Source organism: Mitsuokella apri (assembly GCF_051886055.1).
Classification (GTDB): Bacteria; Bacillota; Negativicutes; order Selenomonadales; family Selenomonadaceae; genus Mitsuokella.
Genome location: NZ_JBJEXT010000066.1, coordinates 1 through 16,575 on the forward strand (window position 1 = coordinate 1; position 16,575 = coordinate 16,575).

Annotated in this window: 16 protein-coding genes and 1 riboswitch; of the genes, 6 read left to right on the forward strand and 10 right to left on the reverse strand. The window is 55.7% G+C overall.

Going from position 1 to position 16,575, the window contains the following annotated elements; translation table 11 throughout:
- Nucleotides 1-76 precede the first annotated feature (76 nt).
- Nucleotides 77-316 (forward strand): helix-turn-helix domain-containing protein, encoded by a 240-nt coding sequence (locus ACI4OH_RS09325; RefSeq protein WP_435720608.1) that lies wholly within the window; start codon nt 77-79, stop codon nt 314-316.
- A gap of 106 nt (nt 317-422) precedes the next feature.
- Here ACI4OH_RS09325 and ACI4OH_RS09330 read toward each other — a convergent pair whose 3' ends face one another.
- The 7 genes from ACI4OH_RS09330 to ACI4OH_RS09360 form a co-directional block, all read right to left on the reverse strand.
- Entirely contained in the window at nt 423-1,316 is an 894-nt protein-coding gene (locus ACI4OH_RS09330; RefSeq protein ID WP_435720609.1) for an RpnC/YadD family protein, read from the reverse strand.
- 183 nt (nt 1,317-1,499) lie between these two features.
- Nucleotides 1,500-2,777 (reverse strand): TRAP transporter large permease, encoded by a 1,278-nt coding sequence (locus ACI4OH_RS09335; RefSeq protein ID WP_435720610.1) that lies wholly within the window; start codon nt 2,775-2,777, stop codon nt 1,500-1,502.
- Complete coding sequence (locus ACI4OH_RS09340) at nt 2,778-3,323, reverse strand: TRAP transporter small permease subunit (RefSeq protein ID WP_432646448.1); 546 nt, start codon at nt 3,321-3,323, stop codon at nt 2,778-2,780. It abuts the gene before it with no gap.
- A gap of 17 nt (nt 3,324-3,340) precedes the next feature.
- Nucleotides 3,341-4,348 (reverse strand): TRAP transporter substrate-binding protein, encoded by a 1,008-nt coding sequence (locus ACI4OH_RS09345; protein WP_432646447.1) that lies wholly within the window; start codon nt 4,346-4,348, stop codon nt 3,341-3,343.
- 284 nt (nt 4,349-4,632) lie between these two features.
- Nucleotides 4,633-6,144, reverse strand: a complete 1,512-nt coding sequence (locus ACI4OH_RS09350) for a dihydrolipoyl dehydrogenase family protein (RefSeq protein ID WP_439784643.1) — start codon at nt 6,142-6,144, stop codon at nt 4,633-4,635.
- Nucleotides 6,145-6,305: 161 nt separating this feature from the next.
- The gene (locus tag ACI4OH_RS09355; protein WP_432646445.1) at nt 6,306-6,701 is read right to left on the reverse strand and encodes a hypothetical protein; all 396 of its coding nucleotides are present in this window, start codon (nt 6,699-6,701) and stop codon (nt 6,306-6,308) included.
- A gap of 103 nt (nt 6,702-6,804) precedes the next feature.
- The gene (locus ACI4OH_RS09360; protein WP_432646444.1) at nt 6,805-7,416 is read right to left on the reverse strand and encodes a DUF5662 family protein; all 612 of its coding nucleotides are present in this window, start codon (nt 7,414-7,416) and stop codon (nt 6,805-6,807) included.
- 207 nt (nt 7,417-7,623) lie between these two features.
- On the opposite strand from ACI4OH_RS09360, the gene ACI4OH_RS09365 reads away from it, so the two are divergent.
- The 5 genes from ACI4OH_RS09365 to ACI4OH_RS09385 all read left to right on the forward strand — a co-directional run bounded on the left by ACI4OH_RS09365 (nt 7,624) and on the right by ACI4OH_RS09385 (nt 13,317).
- Nucleotides 7,624-8,178 (forward strand): helix-turn-helix domain-containing protein, encoded by a 555-nt coding sequence (locus tag ACI4OH_RS09365; protein WP_435720614.1) that lies wholly within the window; start codon nt 7,624-7,626, stop codon nt 8,176-8,178.
- Between the two features lie 244 nt (nt 8,179-8,422).
- Entirely contained in the window at nt 8,423-9,640 is a 1,218-nt protein-coding gene (locus tag ACI4OH_RS09370; protein WP_439784644.1) for an aspartate aminotransferase family protein, read from the forward strand.
- Nucleotides 9,641-9,793: 153 nt separating this feature from the next.
- Nucleotides 9,794-10,576 carry a cytidylate kinase-like family protein gene (locus ACI4OH_RS09375; RefSeq protein ID WP_435720616.1) on the forward strand — a complete coding sequence of 261 codons (783 nt, stop codon included), beginning with the start codon at nt 9,794-9,796 and terminating at the stop codon, nt 10,574-10,576.
- A 5-nt stretch (nt 10,577-10,581) separates the two neighbouring features.
- Nucleotides 10,582-12,135, forward strand: a complete 1,554-nt coding sequence (locus tag ACI4OH_RS09380; protein WP_439784645.1) for an APC family permease — start codon at nt 10,582-10,584, stop codon at nt 12,133-12,135.
- Between the two features lie 36 nt (nt 12,136-12,171).
- Complete coding sequence (locus ACI4OH_RS09385) at nt 12,172-13,317, forward strand: iron-containing alcohol dehydrogenase (RefSeq protein ID WP_439784646.1); 1,146 nt, start codon at nt 12,172-12,174, stop codon at nt 13,315-13,317.
- Nucleotides 13,318-13,478: 161 nt separating this feature from the next.
- Here ACI4OH_RS09385 and metK read toward each other — a convergent pair whose 3' ends face one another.
- From metK to ACI4OH_RS09400, 3 genes are all read right to left on the reverse strand, one after another.
- Nucleotides 13,479-14,654 carry a methionine adenosyltransferase gene (metK, locus tag ACI4OH_RS09390; RefSeq protein WP_432646457.1) on the reverse strand — a complete coding sequence of 392 codons (1,176 nt, stop codon included), beginning with the start codon at nt 14,652-14,654 and terminating at the stop codon, nt 13,479-13,481.
- Nucleotides 14,655-14,791: 137 nt separating this feature from the next.
- A riboswitch (SAM riboswitch) is annotated at nt 14,792-14,895 on the reverse strand.
- Nucleotides 14,896-14,972: 77 nt separating this feature from the next.
- The gene (pyrR, locus tag ACI4OH_RS09395) at nt 14,973-15,551 is read right to left on the reverse strand and encodes a bifunctional pyr operon transcriptional regulator/uracil phosphoribosyltransferase PyrR (protein ID WP_439784647.1); all 579 of its coding nucleotides are present in this window, start codon (nt 15,549-15,551) and stop codon (nt 14,973-14,975) included.
- Nucleotides 15,552-15,615: 64 nt separating this feature from the next.
- Nucleotides 15,616-16,566: an RluA family pseudouridine synthase gene (locus tag ACI4OH_RS09400; protein ID WP_435720961.1), complete on the reverse strand. Its 951-nt coding sequence runs from the start codon at nt 16,564-16,566 to the stop codon at nt 15,616-15,618.
- Nucleotides 16,567-16,575: the final 9 nt, after the last annotated feature.

Consider the following 16,575-nt stretch of genomic DNA (forward strand, 5'->3'; position numbering starts at 1 on the left):
CTTCTGGCAAAGATATAGAAATTGGTGCTTGACAAAAGGCACTACATAACAGAAAAGAGGTGATAAAATGTAGCACATGAAGGACTATCTCCACCATTACGGCTTGAAGGTCCACATCTACCCCAGCGACCAACAGAAAAAAATAATCCAGCGCAATGCTGATGCCGCCCGATTCGTGTACAACGAAATGGTTGCCGTAAATCAGGAGATCAGCCGTTTTGGCAAACACAATATCTGCATTGATTTTATCGAGCAGCGCGTCAGGGAACTGCGGGACAGCATTCATTCACTCACGACTTTAAATATGATAGGATGAAAATTCTCGGTTATGAAGCGCGCACGCAGCATTCTGTCTATTATCAGAAAAAATCGCCATCCTACGATGACGATTTTTTCTCTCTCATACTGCAAAATTTATTCCATCAAAAAGCCAGACCATTATCTCGTGCAAGTTTTTTCACCTCTTCAACAGAAAGCTGTGTAGTTTCCGCAATAAAATTCACCGACATCCCCTTGCGCAGTAGGGACAGAGCAATTCCTAGAATCGCGCGCTTCTTATCCGCACGGCCTTCTGCACGCCCTTTCTCGATTCCTTTCTCGAGGCCTTCGGCAACGCCATCTTCCTTCGCGATTTCGAGCGCACGTTTCTGATCCCATTTAAAATTCACCATGTCGAACACCTCTTTCTCATTTTCCGCAAAATAGTCAGCCATGAGGTCGTGAGTCTTGCAGTACGCAATAGCCAGACGAACAGCCCGTGCAAGATCGTGGCTTTCCGCGTAATAATCGCGGGTCTTCTGCACGAAAATGCTGTAGCACCGCAGCTCGTAGCATTGATTCAAAAGCTCGCTGTGTTCCGAATAGTTGATATTATAGCAGTCCACCACGAGTTCAAGCGTATCCGTCTCATGCGCAAACGCATCGGAAAGACGCAGTTTCTGGTAGGCAAGTTCTTCCTGATGCCCATTGTAAAGCACATAGAATTCCGGTGCCGGAATTTCTACCATCTGCGAGCGGTATACGATATCCCTGCCAATCTGACGGCTGTAGATTTTCGCGATATACCAGAGCATCCGCAGTGCCATATTGGGATTCCACGAGCTCTGATGTTCCATGAGGATGATATCGCGGTTGCCGATACGAAAACTGATGTCATTCTTGATATCGTTGAAAAATACACCCTTGAGCGTCGTAATCGTGATATCCTTTGTGTCGATCTCACGCCCAGTCAGCCCCTTGTAGAGACTCGCCAGCCTCGCTTTATCATTGAAGATATGACGAAAAAGCGAATCCTTATAACTCCGTTTGGCCTTCATTGCGCGCCCTCCCTCTTTTTATCTTTATTATACCATTCCATTCTGGAAAGAAGAAGTGGCCCTGTTTTTTCATCCTCTCACCAAGCTGCCTATGCAGCTTTATCGACAAAGGCCCTGCCCAGAGATTCATGAATCTGTGAGCAGGGCCTTTTTTAAGCCTATATTATATAGTAGGAAACTGCTTTACTGCAGTACGGACGGCAGCCACGTGGCGAGCTGCGGAGCGAGGCACAAGAGGACGATTTCAAGGGCCATGATGATGGCGAAGGGCACGGAGCCCTGAATGATCTGGCCGATGGTGCTGTCGGGGCTGATGCCTTTGATGACGAAGAGGTTCATGCCAACCGGCGGGGTAATGAGGGCAAGTTCCATGTTGATGAGCATGACGACGTTGAACCAGATGAGATCAAAGCCCAAGGACTTGACAATCGGATAGAGCATCGGCAGCGTGATGAGGATGATCGAGACCGTTTCGAGCACGCAGCCGAGGGCCAGAAGGACGAGGTTGATGCCGATGAAGATGAACCAGCGGCTGACCTGCGCGTTCGTGACGAGCGACATCAGGGCCTGCGGGGCCTGCAAAGCCGTCAGGATAAAGCCGAAGAGCATCGCGCCAATCATGATGGCGAAAATCATCGAAGTTGTCTTGACCGTGTCCTGCAGAATGACGCCCATGTCACGGAGTTTTACGGTGCGGTAAACGAAAAACGTGATCACGAGGCTGTAGAACGTGCCGACGGCAGCGGCTTCAGTCGGGGTGAACAGGCCCGTGTAGATGCCGCCGACGACGATAATCGGCAGAAGCAGGCCCCAGATGTTTTCTTTGAGGGTCGCCATGCGCTCTGACCAGCTCGCCGGCTGCTGACGCTCCATATGGCGGCAGCGGAAGACAAGGTAGCAGATAAAAAAGAGCGTCATCAAAGCGCCCGGCACGATGCCCGAGATAAAGAGTTTGCCGACCGACTCGCCCGTGATGGAGCCATACAGGATCATCGGGATGCTCGGCGGGATCAGGATGCCGAGCGTGCCGCCCGCAGCGACGGCGCCGAGGACGGTCGTACGCTCATAGCCGCGCTTGAGCATTTCCGGAATAGCCATGGCGCCGATGGTCACGGCTGTGGCCACGCTTGAGCCCGAAATAGCGGCAAAAATCGCGCAGGCGAAAATCGTCGCAACGCCGATGCCGCCCGGCAGATGGCCGAGCCATTTGCTGCCAAGTTCGAAGAGGCCGTTGCCGACCTTGCCCTTTAAGAGAATCTCGCTCATGAGGATGTAGAGAGGCACAGCGACGAGGACAAAATCGTCAAGGGTCTTATAGGCGATGACCGGAATCTGCGTGAACGCAGCCGGACCGCCGAGGAAAAACAGCATGCCGAGCACGCCGCCGAGCATGAGCACAAAGGCCACGGGCATGCCGAGGGCAAATAAAGCTAAAACGATGATGGCAAAAACAGCTGACATTTAACGCACCTTCCTTTCCTTCTCCTCTGCTTTCTCTTTTGTCAGCGGCAGACGCAGCAGCTCAAAGAGGAAACGGCGGGCAATCTCGCCTAAGAGCAGGAAGGAGCCTGCAACGAGTGCAAACTGCGGAATAAACAGCGGAAAGCGCAAAATGGACGGCGAAAGTTTATGATAGGTATAGGACGATGTCACAAGGTCCATGCTCTCCGTCATGAAAATCAGGAACAGCAAAAACGAGACGACGTTCAGGGCCATATCGAGTTTGCGCTTTGTCTCCGGAGCAAAGCGGCCGGCGAAAATGTCGACGCGCACATGGGCGTTGTCGCGGAACGCGACGGCAAGGCCGAGAAAGCCTGCGATGATGATGGCGTACGTCGCGACTTCGAGCACCCACTCGGTTGGCGAGTGGAAGAAATCGCGCACGATGATTTCGTAGCAGATGATCAGGGCCGTCAAAAGGAGCAGCAGACCTGCGAGCACGGCGGCAAGGCGCGTGAGCTTGCCAAGCAAACGGTCATAGAGCAAAACAATTTCTTTGAATGTCATAAAATCTGCTTCCTTTCTCACTGATTATTCGCGGCAAGGCACTGGTCGACGAGCTGACGGCCGAGGTCACCCATTTTGCGGATGAAGTTTTCGCGTACGGGCATCGTGGCTTCCTGCCATTTCGGCAAATCCTCGGGCGGAATCTCGTAAACTTCCATGCCGGCGTCGCGGAGTTTTTCCATGCATTCGCGGTCCTGCTTTTTCGTTTCTTCGCGCAGTTCGTCGCGCGTCTCGTTCGCGCATTCCTCGACAATCTGCTTCTGCTCGTCGGTCAGCCGGTCCCACGAGCCGCCGTTGACGGCGAGCACGAATTCGCAGTAAGCGTGATTCGTCATCGTCAGGTATTTGGCGACTTCGTAGATTTTTCTCTGATACATGGCCGTCGTGCCCGAAGTCTGGCCGTCGATCGTGCCGCGCTGCATGGCCATGTAGACTTCACTCGAACTCATCGTAACAGGCGAAGCGCCGAGGGCCTTGATGGTCTCGGCCGGAATCTGGCCGTAGCCGCGCAGCTGCAGGCCCTTGAAATCCTCCGGTTCTTTTAAAGGACGTTGGTTGTTGCAGAACTGGACATAGCCATAATCAACCCAAATCAGCGGATGGACGCCCTTTCTTTCCATTTCGCTTGTCAATGTGCGGCCGAGGCTGCCGTCCATCGCACGGCCGACGGCTTCGTAGCTGTTCAGGAGAAACGGGACATCGAGGACATTGAGGGCCGGCACAACGGTCGTCCACATGGCTGTGGAATTCAGGCCCATGTCGAGGCCGCCCGACATGATGGCATCGTTCATGCTCTTATCCGTGTAGAGCTGGCCAGCCGGATACGTCGTGATCTTGATGGAGCCGTTGGAGCGTTCGTTGACACGCTCGGCAAAGCGTTCCATGCCCTGCGACAGGTAATGGTCCTGCGGCAGATGGTAAGCAAGCTTCAGCTCGACAGGTCCGCCCTGAGCGGCCTGATGTTCACGGGCCATCTTGCCGAGCCCGCAGCCCGACAGCAGCAGAGAACTCATCACCACGGCCATAACAAGACATATGATTCTGCTTCTTCCCCAAATCCTCATCTTCTATGTACACCTCCAATAGTCAAATGTTACATATATATGGAAATAATTTTGTATAAAAGCGTTTTTATGTAACGTTTGATGGACTCTAGTGTACACCAATGGTATACAAAATGCAAGCCTATCATCAATAAAAATATCTTATGAAAAGATTGATAATTTCGATGTGGTATATATAAAAAACTGACCCTGCGGTCAGCCGGAGATGGCCGGATGCCTGCAGGATCAGTTGGAATGCTTCTTATTTACTTTTTCTCGTAGTAATACCGCGTCCACATGGTGACTTCCGAGAGCGACGGATGCGGGGTCATACTTTCACCGAGCGTGTAGACGGAGCGCGGGTCGAGGTCGCGCGTCAGCGGCAGGGCGCGGAGTTTTTTGGCGGTCTCCGAAGCGATGTCCCCGCTTATGGGCTTTATGGTATGTTTGCCGCACATGAGCAGGTTGATGAAGGGCTGGATGAGAATCGAGGCTTCGTGGCCGACGATATGGGCGCCAAGGATATGGTGCTTTCTTTTGTCGAGCACGAGTTTGACGAAGCCGTCATCGGAACGGCCTGGTTCAAAGCCGAGTGCAAAGCCCTTGACGGCTGCGGAGTAGTTGTTATGGGCCGTTTCCGTTTCATAGCCCTGTGCCTGTGCTTCTTTTTCGGTCAGGCCGACATGCGCGGCTTCGGGGTAGGTATAGGTCACGGCTGGAACGGCATCGTAGTCGGCCCAGCGCCAGTCTTCGGGGGCTCTGCCCTCAAAGAGATTGTGCGCGAGAATCTCGGCTTCGTAGTTGGCCTTGTGGCGGAACGGGGCCTTGCCGTTGATGTCGCCTAAGGCATAGATGCCCTCGGCGCTCGTCTCGAGGAATTCGTTTGTGCGGATATAGCCGCGCTTATCGAGGCTCACGTCCGTATGTTCGAGGTGCAGGAGCTCCGTCATCGGGCGGATGCCCGGCGCGACGAGGATTTCCTCGGCCCGGACTTCTGCCTGTTCGCCGCTCTTCCTGTCCTGCACGCTCAGGACTTTTTCACCATGTTCCACGCGGACAGAGACGGTATCCTTGTTCAGGAGCACTTCAATGCCCCTGCCCTCAAACTGCTTCAGCATAAAAGCCGAGATTTCCTCGTCTTCTTTCGGCAGCAGCCGCACATTGTGCTGAACAATCGTGACCTTTGTGCCGGCCGCCCGGAAGGCATGGGAAAATTCGCAGCCGATGGGCCCGCCGCCGATGACAATCAGGCTCTTGTAGGGCTTCTTCGGGAACTTCTGGCCGAAGAACGTCTCCGACGTCACATAGCCCGCTTCTGCAAGACCCGGAAGCTTTGGGATATTTGTCCGGCCGCCCGTGGCGATGAAGATATTTTGGCCCTCGATTTCCTCACGGCCGCCGTCGTTCTTTTCGATGAGCAAAGTCTTTTTGCCGGTAAATGAAGCCGTGCCGTTGTACGTCGTGACATTCGGGAACTGGTCGTAGTACGTCTGAATCCCGGGACCTTCGTCGATTTTCTGCCACAGGCGCTTCGCGACGGTCTCCCAGTCGAGGCGGATGTTGTCAGCGAGAACGCCGATGCGCGCACTTTCCCGCATTTCGCAGACGAGGTTGGCTGCCGTGACCATGACTTTGGTCGGAATGCAGCCGCGGTTCAGGCAGGTGCCGCCAAAGCGTCCCCGCTCGATGATGGCCACGGTCTTCTGTGCGCGGATGGCCGCATCGGCGATGATATTGCCCGCGCCCGTGCCAATGATGATGACGTCGTATGCTTTCATAAAAATACCTCCTTCTTTCCTTCTATTTATATAGAAGTTTTCTTACACTTATCAACAGTCCAACAGTGAGAAAAACAGCCTCCCTGTGCCGCGCCAGTTATGCCATACAGCATAAGGCGGTGCGCAGGAAGGCAGCTGCAGAATCAGTCAGAAGCAAAAAGTCAATCCGCTGATGTATAAGCCAGAACGACCTTCAGGACGTCCTGTGCGATGCTCTTTTCCTCGACAATGGACCAGTAATGCGTATCATCCTCGTAGATGTCACCGGATTCAGCCTTGTCCTTCTGTTCGAGGATGTACCACGCACCGCGGCCCGAATTGTACCAGAATTTGTAGACGTACGGATACGTCTTCTGCTTGATGTTGTCCGTGTAGTAGACGCCGACGTTGATGTGGTCGGCATCCGGACGGTAGACTGTCGAGGTGTCGACGACGTATTTTTCATCGACGTGCTGCTCATAAGCCGTGACATAGGCGGCCGAGCAGACGGCGACAGGCGCGCAGACGGCAGCCGTGGCCGCGAGCAGCATGCCCAAAATATTCTTTTTCATCTTCATGATGCAAACCCTCTTTCCAAAGGATATTTTCCTAAAACAAGCAATGCCAGTGTGTGATAGCATCAACTACAGTATACAAGGAAAACGACAAAAAGACAAGCGTTTACGCACGCGGCGGCACGTGGCGGTCGTAGATGGGACGCAGATTTTCGGGACGCAGCAGGCTCTCGTCTTCCGTCCTCGCGATGGTGCTCAGGACCTCTTCCATAAAGCCCTGCATGTGCTTCGTCATCGCGACGCCGTGCCGGCATTTGCGCTGCCACCACTCGTATTCTGCCTGATAGCTGAAGTTTTTACGGCCATAAGCACGCGCTGCCGCGAGGCAGTCGCAGACCATTTCGGCAGCGTAGTTGTACGGCATATCGATGGGCCGCGGGCCGTCCGGTCCGTCAAAATTGTCCCACCATGCTTCGTAATGGTGCAGATTGCGCCCCTTATGGTGGATCCACGCGAACGAATAGCCGTTGTTGAGTTCCTTGCAGCGGCGTATCGGCGAATAAATGCCATTGTAGTAATGCACACTCTCCCAGAATTCAATGCGCGAGAACTTCGAAAGGTCGTGCGTGATTCCCTGCCACGGAATGCCCGCGATGCAGGCATAGTGAAAGACCCAGTATTTATGGCGCAGGACCATCCACGTATGGCCGAAGAGCCGGCGCAGGAACGGCAGCCGCTCTTCGGGCAGCTCTGCCGCTGCCTCCTGATTTTTCTTCATCTTATCATCCCTTCTCTATTTTCTCATGGGGCTGATAATCCTTATTATAGCGGATTGGGCCGAAAAGTACAGTGTCCGGCTCACACTTCCCTGAAAATTGCCCCGGCAGCGAGAAAGCAAAAAAATGCCGGACCAGACGTATCTATGTCATGTACCTATGTTATAATGAAAGCATCCTCCCTTAAGCAAGACAAAGAAGGAATCCTTATGAATTATCTCATTCACAACATCTCCATCAACCTCAAGCACATCCGCAAAGCCAAGGGCATGAGCCTCGATGTTGTCGCGGAGCAGACGGGCGTGAGCAAGAGCATGCTCGCGAGTATCGAGCGCGGCACGGCCAATCCGTCCATCGGGGTCATTGACAAGATTTTAAGCGGCCTGCGCATCAAGCTCGCGGACCTCACGCAGGTCCCGACGAAAGATGCGTACCTCGTCGACGTCGATGAGATCGCGCCGACGAAGGACGTGCCCGGCGAGTACCGCGTCTGGACGTGCTTCCCGATTGCCGACAATCACGTTGTCGAGATTTACCGCATCGATGTCGAAGCGGGCGGCACCTACTGGAGCGGCGGCCACGGCGAGCGCACGAAGGAATACGTCTTTGTGCTGCAGGGCACGCTTTCCCTTGAACTCGCAGATGGCGAAACGTTCACCATTAAGACCGGCGAAGCCTTCCGCTTTGCCTCGGAAGACGACCATGTCTACCGCAATCACGGCCGGGAGAAAGTCAGCTTTGCCTCGTTCTTCGTCGTGAGCTGAATCCTTTTGACAAATATCAAAGTATCTATATATGCAGTATATTGCACATATATCGTTATGAATACAATAAACATGGCTAAAATAGGCTTGACGCATTCATACTTGTGTGATATATTGTACATAAGCTCGAGAGCAAAGATAGCAAGTACCAAATACAACATCCACAAAAACGATGACAATGGCGTCAGCGTGACATGAGAAATGTCCGCTGGCGCCTTTTTGATTGGACAGGGAGGAAATCATCATGAAACTCAAGGACACGGGACTCACTGCAGCAGATATCAAAGCCAAAGTCAAGAAATACATGATTGAGACGTACGAGCGTTTCGATTTCCTGGCTGAAACAGCCAAAGACCAGTACATGTACGATGAGAACGGCACGCCGTACCTCGATTTCTACGCCGGCATCGCCGTCAACAGCGCCGGCAACTGCAACGAAAAAGTCGTCAAGGCCGTACAGGAACAGGCCGGCGAGCTCATGCAGACGTTCAACTATCCGTACACGATTCCGCAGGCACTGCTTGCTGAAAAGGTCTGCACGACCATCGGCATGGACAAGATTTTCTTCCAGAGCACCGGTACCGAGGCCAACGAGGCCATGATCAAGATGGCCCGCAAATACGGCATCGAGCACTACGGCCCGAACAAGTACCACATCGTCACGGCTAAGATGGGCTTCCATGGCCGCACGTTCGGCGCCATGAGTGCTACGGGTCAGCCGGGCAATGCCTGCCAGGTCGGCTTCGGCCCGATGACGTACGGTTTCTCCTATGCTCCTTACAATGACCTCAAGGCCTTCAAGGATGCCTGCACGGAGAACACAATCGCCATCATGATTGAGCCGGTACAGGGCGAAGGCGGTGTCCATCCGGCCACGCAGGAATTCATGACGGGCCTGCGTAAATTCTGCGATGAGAACGGCATGCTGCTGCTCATCGATGAAGTCCAGACGGGCTGGTGCCGCACGGGCAAGCCGATGAGCTTCATGAACTACGGCATCAAGCCGGATATCGTCTCGATGGCAAAAGCTCTTGGCGGCGGCATGCCGATTGGCGCCATCTGCGCACGCGAGGAAGTCGCCAAAGCCTTCACGATGGGCTCGCACGGCACGACGTTCGGCGGCCATCCGGTCTGCTGCGCCGCTGCCCTTGCCGAAGTCAATGAACTCCTCGACCGCGACCTCGCCGGCAATGCCAAGAAAGTCGGCGCTTATCTCCAGAAGAAACTTGCCAAGCTGCCGCATGTCAAGGAAGTCCGCGGTCAGGGCCTGCTCGTCGGCTGCGAGTTCGATGATACGATCTCGGGCGTCGATGTCAAGCACGGCTGCTTTGACCGTCACCTGCTCATCACGGCCATCGGCAAGCACATCATCCGCCTCATCCCGCCTCTCATCATCACCGAGGCCGACTGCGACAAGGCTGTGGCCATCATCAAGGATACGGTCGAGAGCCTGAGCAAATAATCCCATCACAACCAACTAACCAAGCTATCCTACAATACTACTATATACATCCCCATTTTGGGATACAGCAATGAAGCTGATGCGGGAGTCCTGTACTCTCGCATCAGCTTTTTGCTTTTTCTTTTTATAATCAGAAAGCGAGATGAAGCTTTTATGGATACAGGCAAAAAGAAAGTCATTATCACCGTTGGCTGCGAATACGGCTGCGGCGGGCCGGAGCTTGCCAGGCGCATTGCCAAGGACTACGGGATCCCGTGTTACGACCGCGGCCTCATCGACGATATCATCGAGGAAGCGGGCTTCTCCAAGGACCTTCTTGACAAGGCCGAAAAGGCCAAGGAAATCCGCGGCCGCGACCTCGATACGAATCCGCAGAAACTCGGCGCCATCAAGTACCATAACCTCACGGACCGCGTGGTCTTCCTGCAGCGCGAAACCGTCAAGCGCCTCGCCGCCCGCGGCTCGTGCGTTTTCGTCGGCCGCTGCGCCGACCACATCCTGCGCCATCAGGAAAAATGCCTGAACGTCTTCATTTACGCGCCGAGTCAGGTGCGCCTTGAAAACGTCATGAAGGCCCACAGCCTCAACAAGACCGATGCCAGCCTCTTAATCAAAAAGAGCGATGAAGATCTGCATGCTCGCTACAAACAGGTAGCCGGCACCTACCGCGGCGACCGCCACAACCGCCATATGCTGATTGATTCTTCCCTTTTAGGCATCGACGGCACGGCCAAGCTCATCGAGGACGTCGCCTCCAAGGTCTTTGGCTTTGCAAGTGTAGCCGAGATTGCCAATACCATCAAGCCGGCCGAACCTGCAGAAAAAGCGGCAGCCGCTGCCACGAAAAAAGCGATGCCGGAAGAGCCGGCAGAAGCCGCCGCCAAACACGACAGTTCCATCAAACCGCCTGTCACGGCTGATGCGTTAGGAGTGTGAATACTATGGCAAGCGTAGAAACAACAACATCATCCTTTGACCGCGTGCTCGGCGCGTGGGATATCCTCGTCATCGCCTTCGGCGCCATGATCGGCTGGGGCTGGGTCGTTTCGACCGGCAGCTGGATTCACGATGGCGGCGTGCTCGGTGCGGCCCTCGGCTTCTGCATCGGCGGCGTCATGATCTTCTTCGTCGGCCTGACATATGCCGAACTCACAAGCGCCATGCCGCAATGCGGCGGCGAACACGTCTTCAGCTACCGCGCCATGGGGCCAATCGGTTCCTTCATCTGTACTTGGGCCATCGTTCTCGGATATGCCAGCGTTGTCTGCTTTGAGGCCTGTGCCCTGCCGACCATCATCACGTACATTTTCCCGAATTTCCTGCAGGGCTACCTCTACACGGTCGCGGGCTTTAAGATTTACGCTTCGTGGCTGGCCGTTGCCGTCGGCATGAGCATCATCATGACGTTCGTCAACATCCGCGGTGTCAAAGCTGCCGCCAAGCTCCAGACCATTTTGACCGTCATCATCGGCGCCGCAGGCATCCTGCTCGTCGTCGTCTCCGTCATCACGGGCAGCACGGATACCCTGATGCCGCAGGCCTTCATCGCCAGCGATGATGCGTCCGTGACCATCAAGGCCGTGCTCGCCGTCGCCGTCACCACGCCATTTTACTTCATCGGCTTCGATGTCATCCCGCAGGCCGCCGAGGAGATCAACGTACCGCTCAAGAAAATCGGCAAGATCCTGATTCTCTCCGTCGTCTGCGCCGTCCTCTTCTATGCACTCGTCATTATCGCTGTCGGCCTCGTGCTCACGAATACTGAAATTATGGCTTCCGAAAGCGGCACGGGCCTCGTCACGGCCGATGCCATGGCCAAGGCCATGAACTCGGCCACGATGGCCAAAGTCATCATCATCGGCGGCATGTGCGGCATCATCACCAGCTGGAACTCCTTCCTCATGGGCGGCAGCCGCGCACTCTACTCCATGGCCGAGTCCTACATGGTGCCGCGTTTCTTCGCCAAACTCCATCCGGTCTATAAGACGCCTGTCAATGCCCTTTACCTCATCGGCTTCCTCTCCGTCATCGCGCCGTTCGCCGGCCGCAAGATGCTCGTCTGGATCGTCGATGCCGGCAACTTCGGCTGCTGCCTCGCTTACTGCATGGTCGCCATGTCGTTCCTCATTCTGCGCAAGAAGGAACCGGACCTTGAACGTCCGTTCAAGGTTTCGCATTATAAGCTTGTCGGCTGGCTCGCCGTCATCCTCTCGGGCTTCATGGTTGCCCTCTACGTCATCCCGAATTCCGGTGCAACGCTCGTTTGGCAGGAATGGGCCATGGCCGGCGGCTGGTGCGTGCTCGGCCTGATCTTCGGCGTAGCCTGCAAGCGCGAGTACGGCGAACGCTTCGGCCTGCTCGTCGACATCATCTCCGACAAGGATGCTGCGGCCCTGCAGTCGAGCGATGAGGAAATCTCCGAAGCCCTCGACCATGCCATCGATGCAGCCATCAACAAGATTCTCGCGGAGCGCAATCTGACAACTGCGCCCTGAGTTACCCCCTATTCTATATAGAAAGGACTCTTACCCATGCACGAATTCAGCTTCTCCATCCCTCAGGATATTCTCGTCGGCCGCGGCACGGTCGAAAAGCTCGCCGCGGCTGCCAAAAAAATCGGCGGCACGCATGCCTTCATCATCTCGGGCCCGCACCTCACGAAGATGGGCCATGTCAAGCACTGTGCGGACCTCATGGCAAAAGAAGGAATTCCTTCGGATATCTTCAGCCAGACGGAGGGCAATCCTTCCGTTGAGACCGTCGCCAAAGCGGCCGAGGCCTTCCGCGCAAGCGGTGCGGACTTCATCGTAGCCTTTGGCGGCGGCTCGCCGATGGATGTTGCCAAAGCTGTGGCCGTCGTCGCCAAATACGGCGGCAGCATCACGGAATACGAGGGCGGCGGCAAGGTGCCGGGCGACATCATCCCGCTCATCGCGATCCCGACGACGGCCGGCACGGGCTCTGAAGTCACGGCATTCTCCGTCATCACGGACCAGGCGAGGAACTACAAGCTCACGGTCTTCAGCTACAAGCTGATTCCGCGTTACGCGATTCTCGATGCCGACTTTTTGACGACGGCGCCGGCCTCGGTCGCGGCGGCCTGCGGCATCGACGCCATGGTGCATGCCATTGAGTCCTACATCTCGCGCGCGGCTTCGCCATTCTCCGATGCCATGGCCGAAAAGGCCCTTGAGCTCATCGGCAAAAATATCCGCCGCTACGTCGCCAACCGCGCCGACGTCGAGGCCGCTGAGGCCATGCTGACGGGTTCCCTCTTTGCCGGCATCGCCTTTTCCTGGGCCCGCCTCGGCGATGTCCACGCCATGAGCCACCCCGTCAGCGCGTATTTCAACGTGCCGCACGGTGTGGCCAACGCCATCCTGCTGCCGACGATCATGGATTTCAACGCCCTGACCGACAATGGCAAGTACAGGAAAATCTACAATTACGTATCGCCGACACCGGCAGCTGCAGACTTCGAGCCCATCGAGCTCGTCTCGCTGCTGCGTGAACTGAACGCCGAACTCGGCATCCCCGCCAGCCTCAAAGAAGCCGGTGTCACGGCCGAGAAATTCGACGCCATGGCCGACGATGCCATGAAGAGCGGCAACATCGCGGTCAACCCAAGGGCCACGACCAAAAAAGATGTCCTAGCGCTTTATCAAAAAGCACTTTGACATATACCACCCATAGCTCAAAATGCGAAACCGGCGGGCAGCATCTTTATCCGAAGATGCTGCCCGTTGGTTTTTACTCTCTTTAGCTTTTTATACCGTAAAACATAGTAAAAAAGACAGCCCCGCGAGCGAGGCTGTCTTTTCTTATGCTGTTTTTTTGCTCAGAGGCCGGCTTCTTCGCGCAGGATGGCGGCCTTGTCCGTGTGCTCCCACGGGAGGTCGACGTCCGTGCGGCCGAAGTGGCCGTAGGCTGCGGTCTGTTTGTAAATCGGGCGGCGCAGGTCGAGCATCTTGATGATGCCGGCCGGACGCAGGTCGAAGTGCTTCTTGACGAGTTCTTCGATCTTGTCCTCGTCGACTTTGTTCGTGCCGAACGTGTCGACCATGACGGAGACCGGATGCGCTACGCCGATGGCATAGGCAAGCTGAATCTCGCAGCGGTCAGCGAGGCCGGCAGCGACAATGTTCTTCGCGACGTAGCGGGCAGCGTAAGCGGCGCTGCGGTCCACCTTCGTCGGGTCCTTGCCCGAGAATGCACCGCCGCCGTGACGGGCCCAGCCGCCGTAGGTGTCGACGATGATTTTGCGGCCCGTGAGACCCGAGTCGCCCTGCGGACCGCCGATGACGAATTTGCCCGTCGGGTTGATGAAGATTTTCGTCGCATCCGTCAGGAGTTCGGCAGGAACTACTGCCTTGATGACGTGCTCGATGAGGTCTTTGCGGATCTGTGCGAGCTCAACATCTTCGTCATGCTGCGTCGAGATGACGATCGTGTCGACGGCGACGGGCTTGCCATCTTCGTAGAGCACCGTGACCTGCGTTTTGCCGTCCGGACGCAGGTACGGGAGCGTGCCGTCCTTGCGGACTTCGGCGAGGCGGCGGGCCAGCTTGTGCGCGAGCGCAATCGTCAGCGGCATGTACTCTTTCGTCTCGTTCGTCGCGTAGCCGAACATCATGCCCTGATCACCGGCACCGATGGCGTCTTCGACGTCCATATCGCCTTCGCGGGCCTCGAGAGCCTTGTCGACGCCCTGTGCAATATCCGGAGACTGCTCATCGAGCGAAACGAGGATGCCGCAGGTATCGGCATCGAAGCCGTATTTTGCGCGCGTGTAGCCAATCTCACGCACCGTCTCACGGATGATCTTCGGGATATCGACGTAGCATTTCGTCGAAACCTCGCCGACGACATGAACCTGTCCCGTCGTCACGAGCGTTTCGCAGGCCACGCGGCCGTTCGGGTCTTTTTCAAGGATTGCATCGAGGATGCTGTCGGAAATCTGGTCCGCCATCTTGTCCGGATGACCTTCCGTGACGGATTCCGAGGTAAACAACATACGCTTTTTACTCAAAGGAATAACCCCCTTCTAAAATCTTGGTTAACGTTAAGCTTGCAGAGCAGTCTCTCGCAGCCTTTATCATGTATCATGCATAAGAAAAGCTCTCTATCCATAATAGAGAGCTCGTTATCGCACTCTCATCTTATAGGTCAGACCTAAAGGAATTGGCACCGTTTTGACAAAGTCAATGGTTGCCGCGGTTTCATCGGGCCAGTCCCTCCGCCGCTCTGGATGTGAGTTCACTATTCTGCTTTGTGTATCCATCATAACGCATACACGGGATACTGTCAAGATAAAAATGAAGCAGGTTCACTTTTATTCTTCCTCTTTGCCGTCTTTCTTATCCTCGCGGAATTCGCGGATGACGACTTTTTCGGCCTTGTCCGTGCTGCTGAGCTGCACGCTGACGACCTCATGCGAGGAAGTCGGCACGTTCTTGCCGACAAAGTCGGCGCGAATCGGCAGCTCGCGATGGCCGCGGTCGACGAGCACGGCGAGCTGGATGGCCTTCGGACGGCCCATGTCGATGATGGCATCGAGGGCGGCGCGGATTGTGCGGCCCGTGTAGAGCACATCGTCGACGAGCACGATGGTCTTGTCCTGAATATCGGCCGGCAGCTCCGTCTGATGGACAATCGGCTGATAGGAAAGTGTGGAGAGATCGTCGCGGTACAGCGTGATGTCGAGGATGCCGACGGGCGGCCTCTTCCCCTCGATGTGCTCGATGTTGTCGGCAATGCGTTCGGCGATGGGTACGCCGCGCGTGCGGATGCCCACGATGACGAGGTTCTCGACGCCCTTGTTGCGCTCCACGATTTCGTGGGAAATGCGCGTCAGGGCACGGCGGATGCCCTCAGAATCCATAATGATGGTCTTATCGGTCAGTACTGGCATAGAAATCCCTCCTAATTACCTAATTACCTATTTACCTATTTACCTAATTATTTTATTTTGCCTGTTAACGGTGAAACTTGGCGCGCAGCGTCCGAAGAATTTTTTCCATATCTTCGGGCAGCGGTGCCGTAAAGGTCATGCGCTCATGCGTGCGCGGATGCGTGAGCGTGAGCTCGCACGAATGCAGGGCCTGCCCCTTGATGGCAAACGGACAGCTGCGGCGCGGGCCGTATTTCGGGTCGCCGAGCAGCGGATGACCGATGCTCGTCATGTGCACGCGGATCTGATGCGTGCGGCCCGTCTCGAGCCTGCATTCGACGAGCGTGTAGTCGCCGAAGCGCTCGAGCACGCGGAAGTGCGTGACGGCCGGCTTGCCGTGCTCATGCACGATGGCCATTTTCTTGCGGTCCGTCGGATGGCGGCCGATATCGCCCTTGATGACACCGGCCTCTTCCTTGATATTGCCGCAGACGATGGCCTTGTAAATGCGGTGGGCCGTTTTCGTGCGGATCTGCTCCGCGAGGTCGAGGTGCGCCGCGTCATTTTTCGCCGCGACCATGACCCCGGAGGTATCCTTGTCGAGACGGTGCACGATGCCGGGCCGGATCTCGCCGTTGATGCCCGAGAGGTCATCGCAGTGATAAAGAAGCGCGTTGACGAGCGTCCCCGTGTAGATGCCCGTGGCCGGATGCACGACCATGCCGCGCGCCTTGTTGACGACGATGATATCGCTGTCCTCGTAGAGAATGTCCAAGGGGATATTCTCGGGCAAAATTTCGACGGGCTTGGCCTCGGGCAGATGGAACGTGACTTCCTCGCCCGCCTGCAGCTTGTAATTCGACTTGCGCGCCGCGCCGCCGACAAGTGCCTGCCCCTCCGCGATGATTTTCTGGACGTGGGCGCGCGAGAGTTCGGGCTCCATGCGCGTCAAAAAGACGTCAAGGCGCTCGCCGTCTTTGTCTGCCGCAAAGACCTTTGCAGGCCCCGCAGCGCTCGCAGAATTAGTAGGCTCCATAGAATCTGA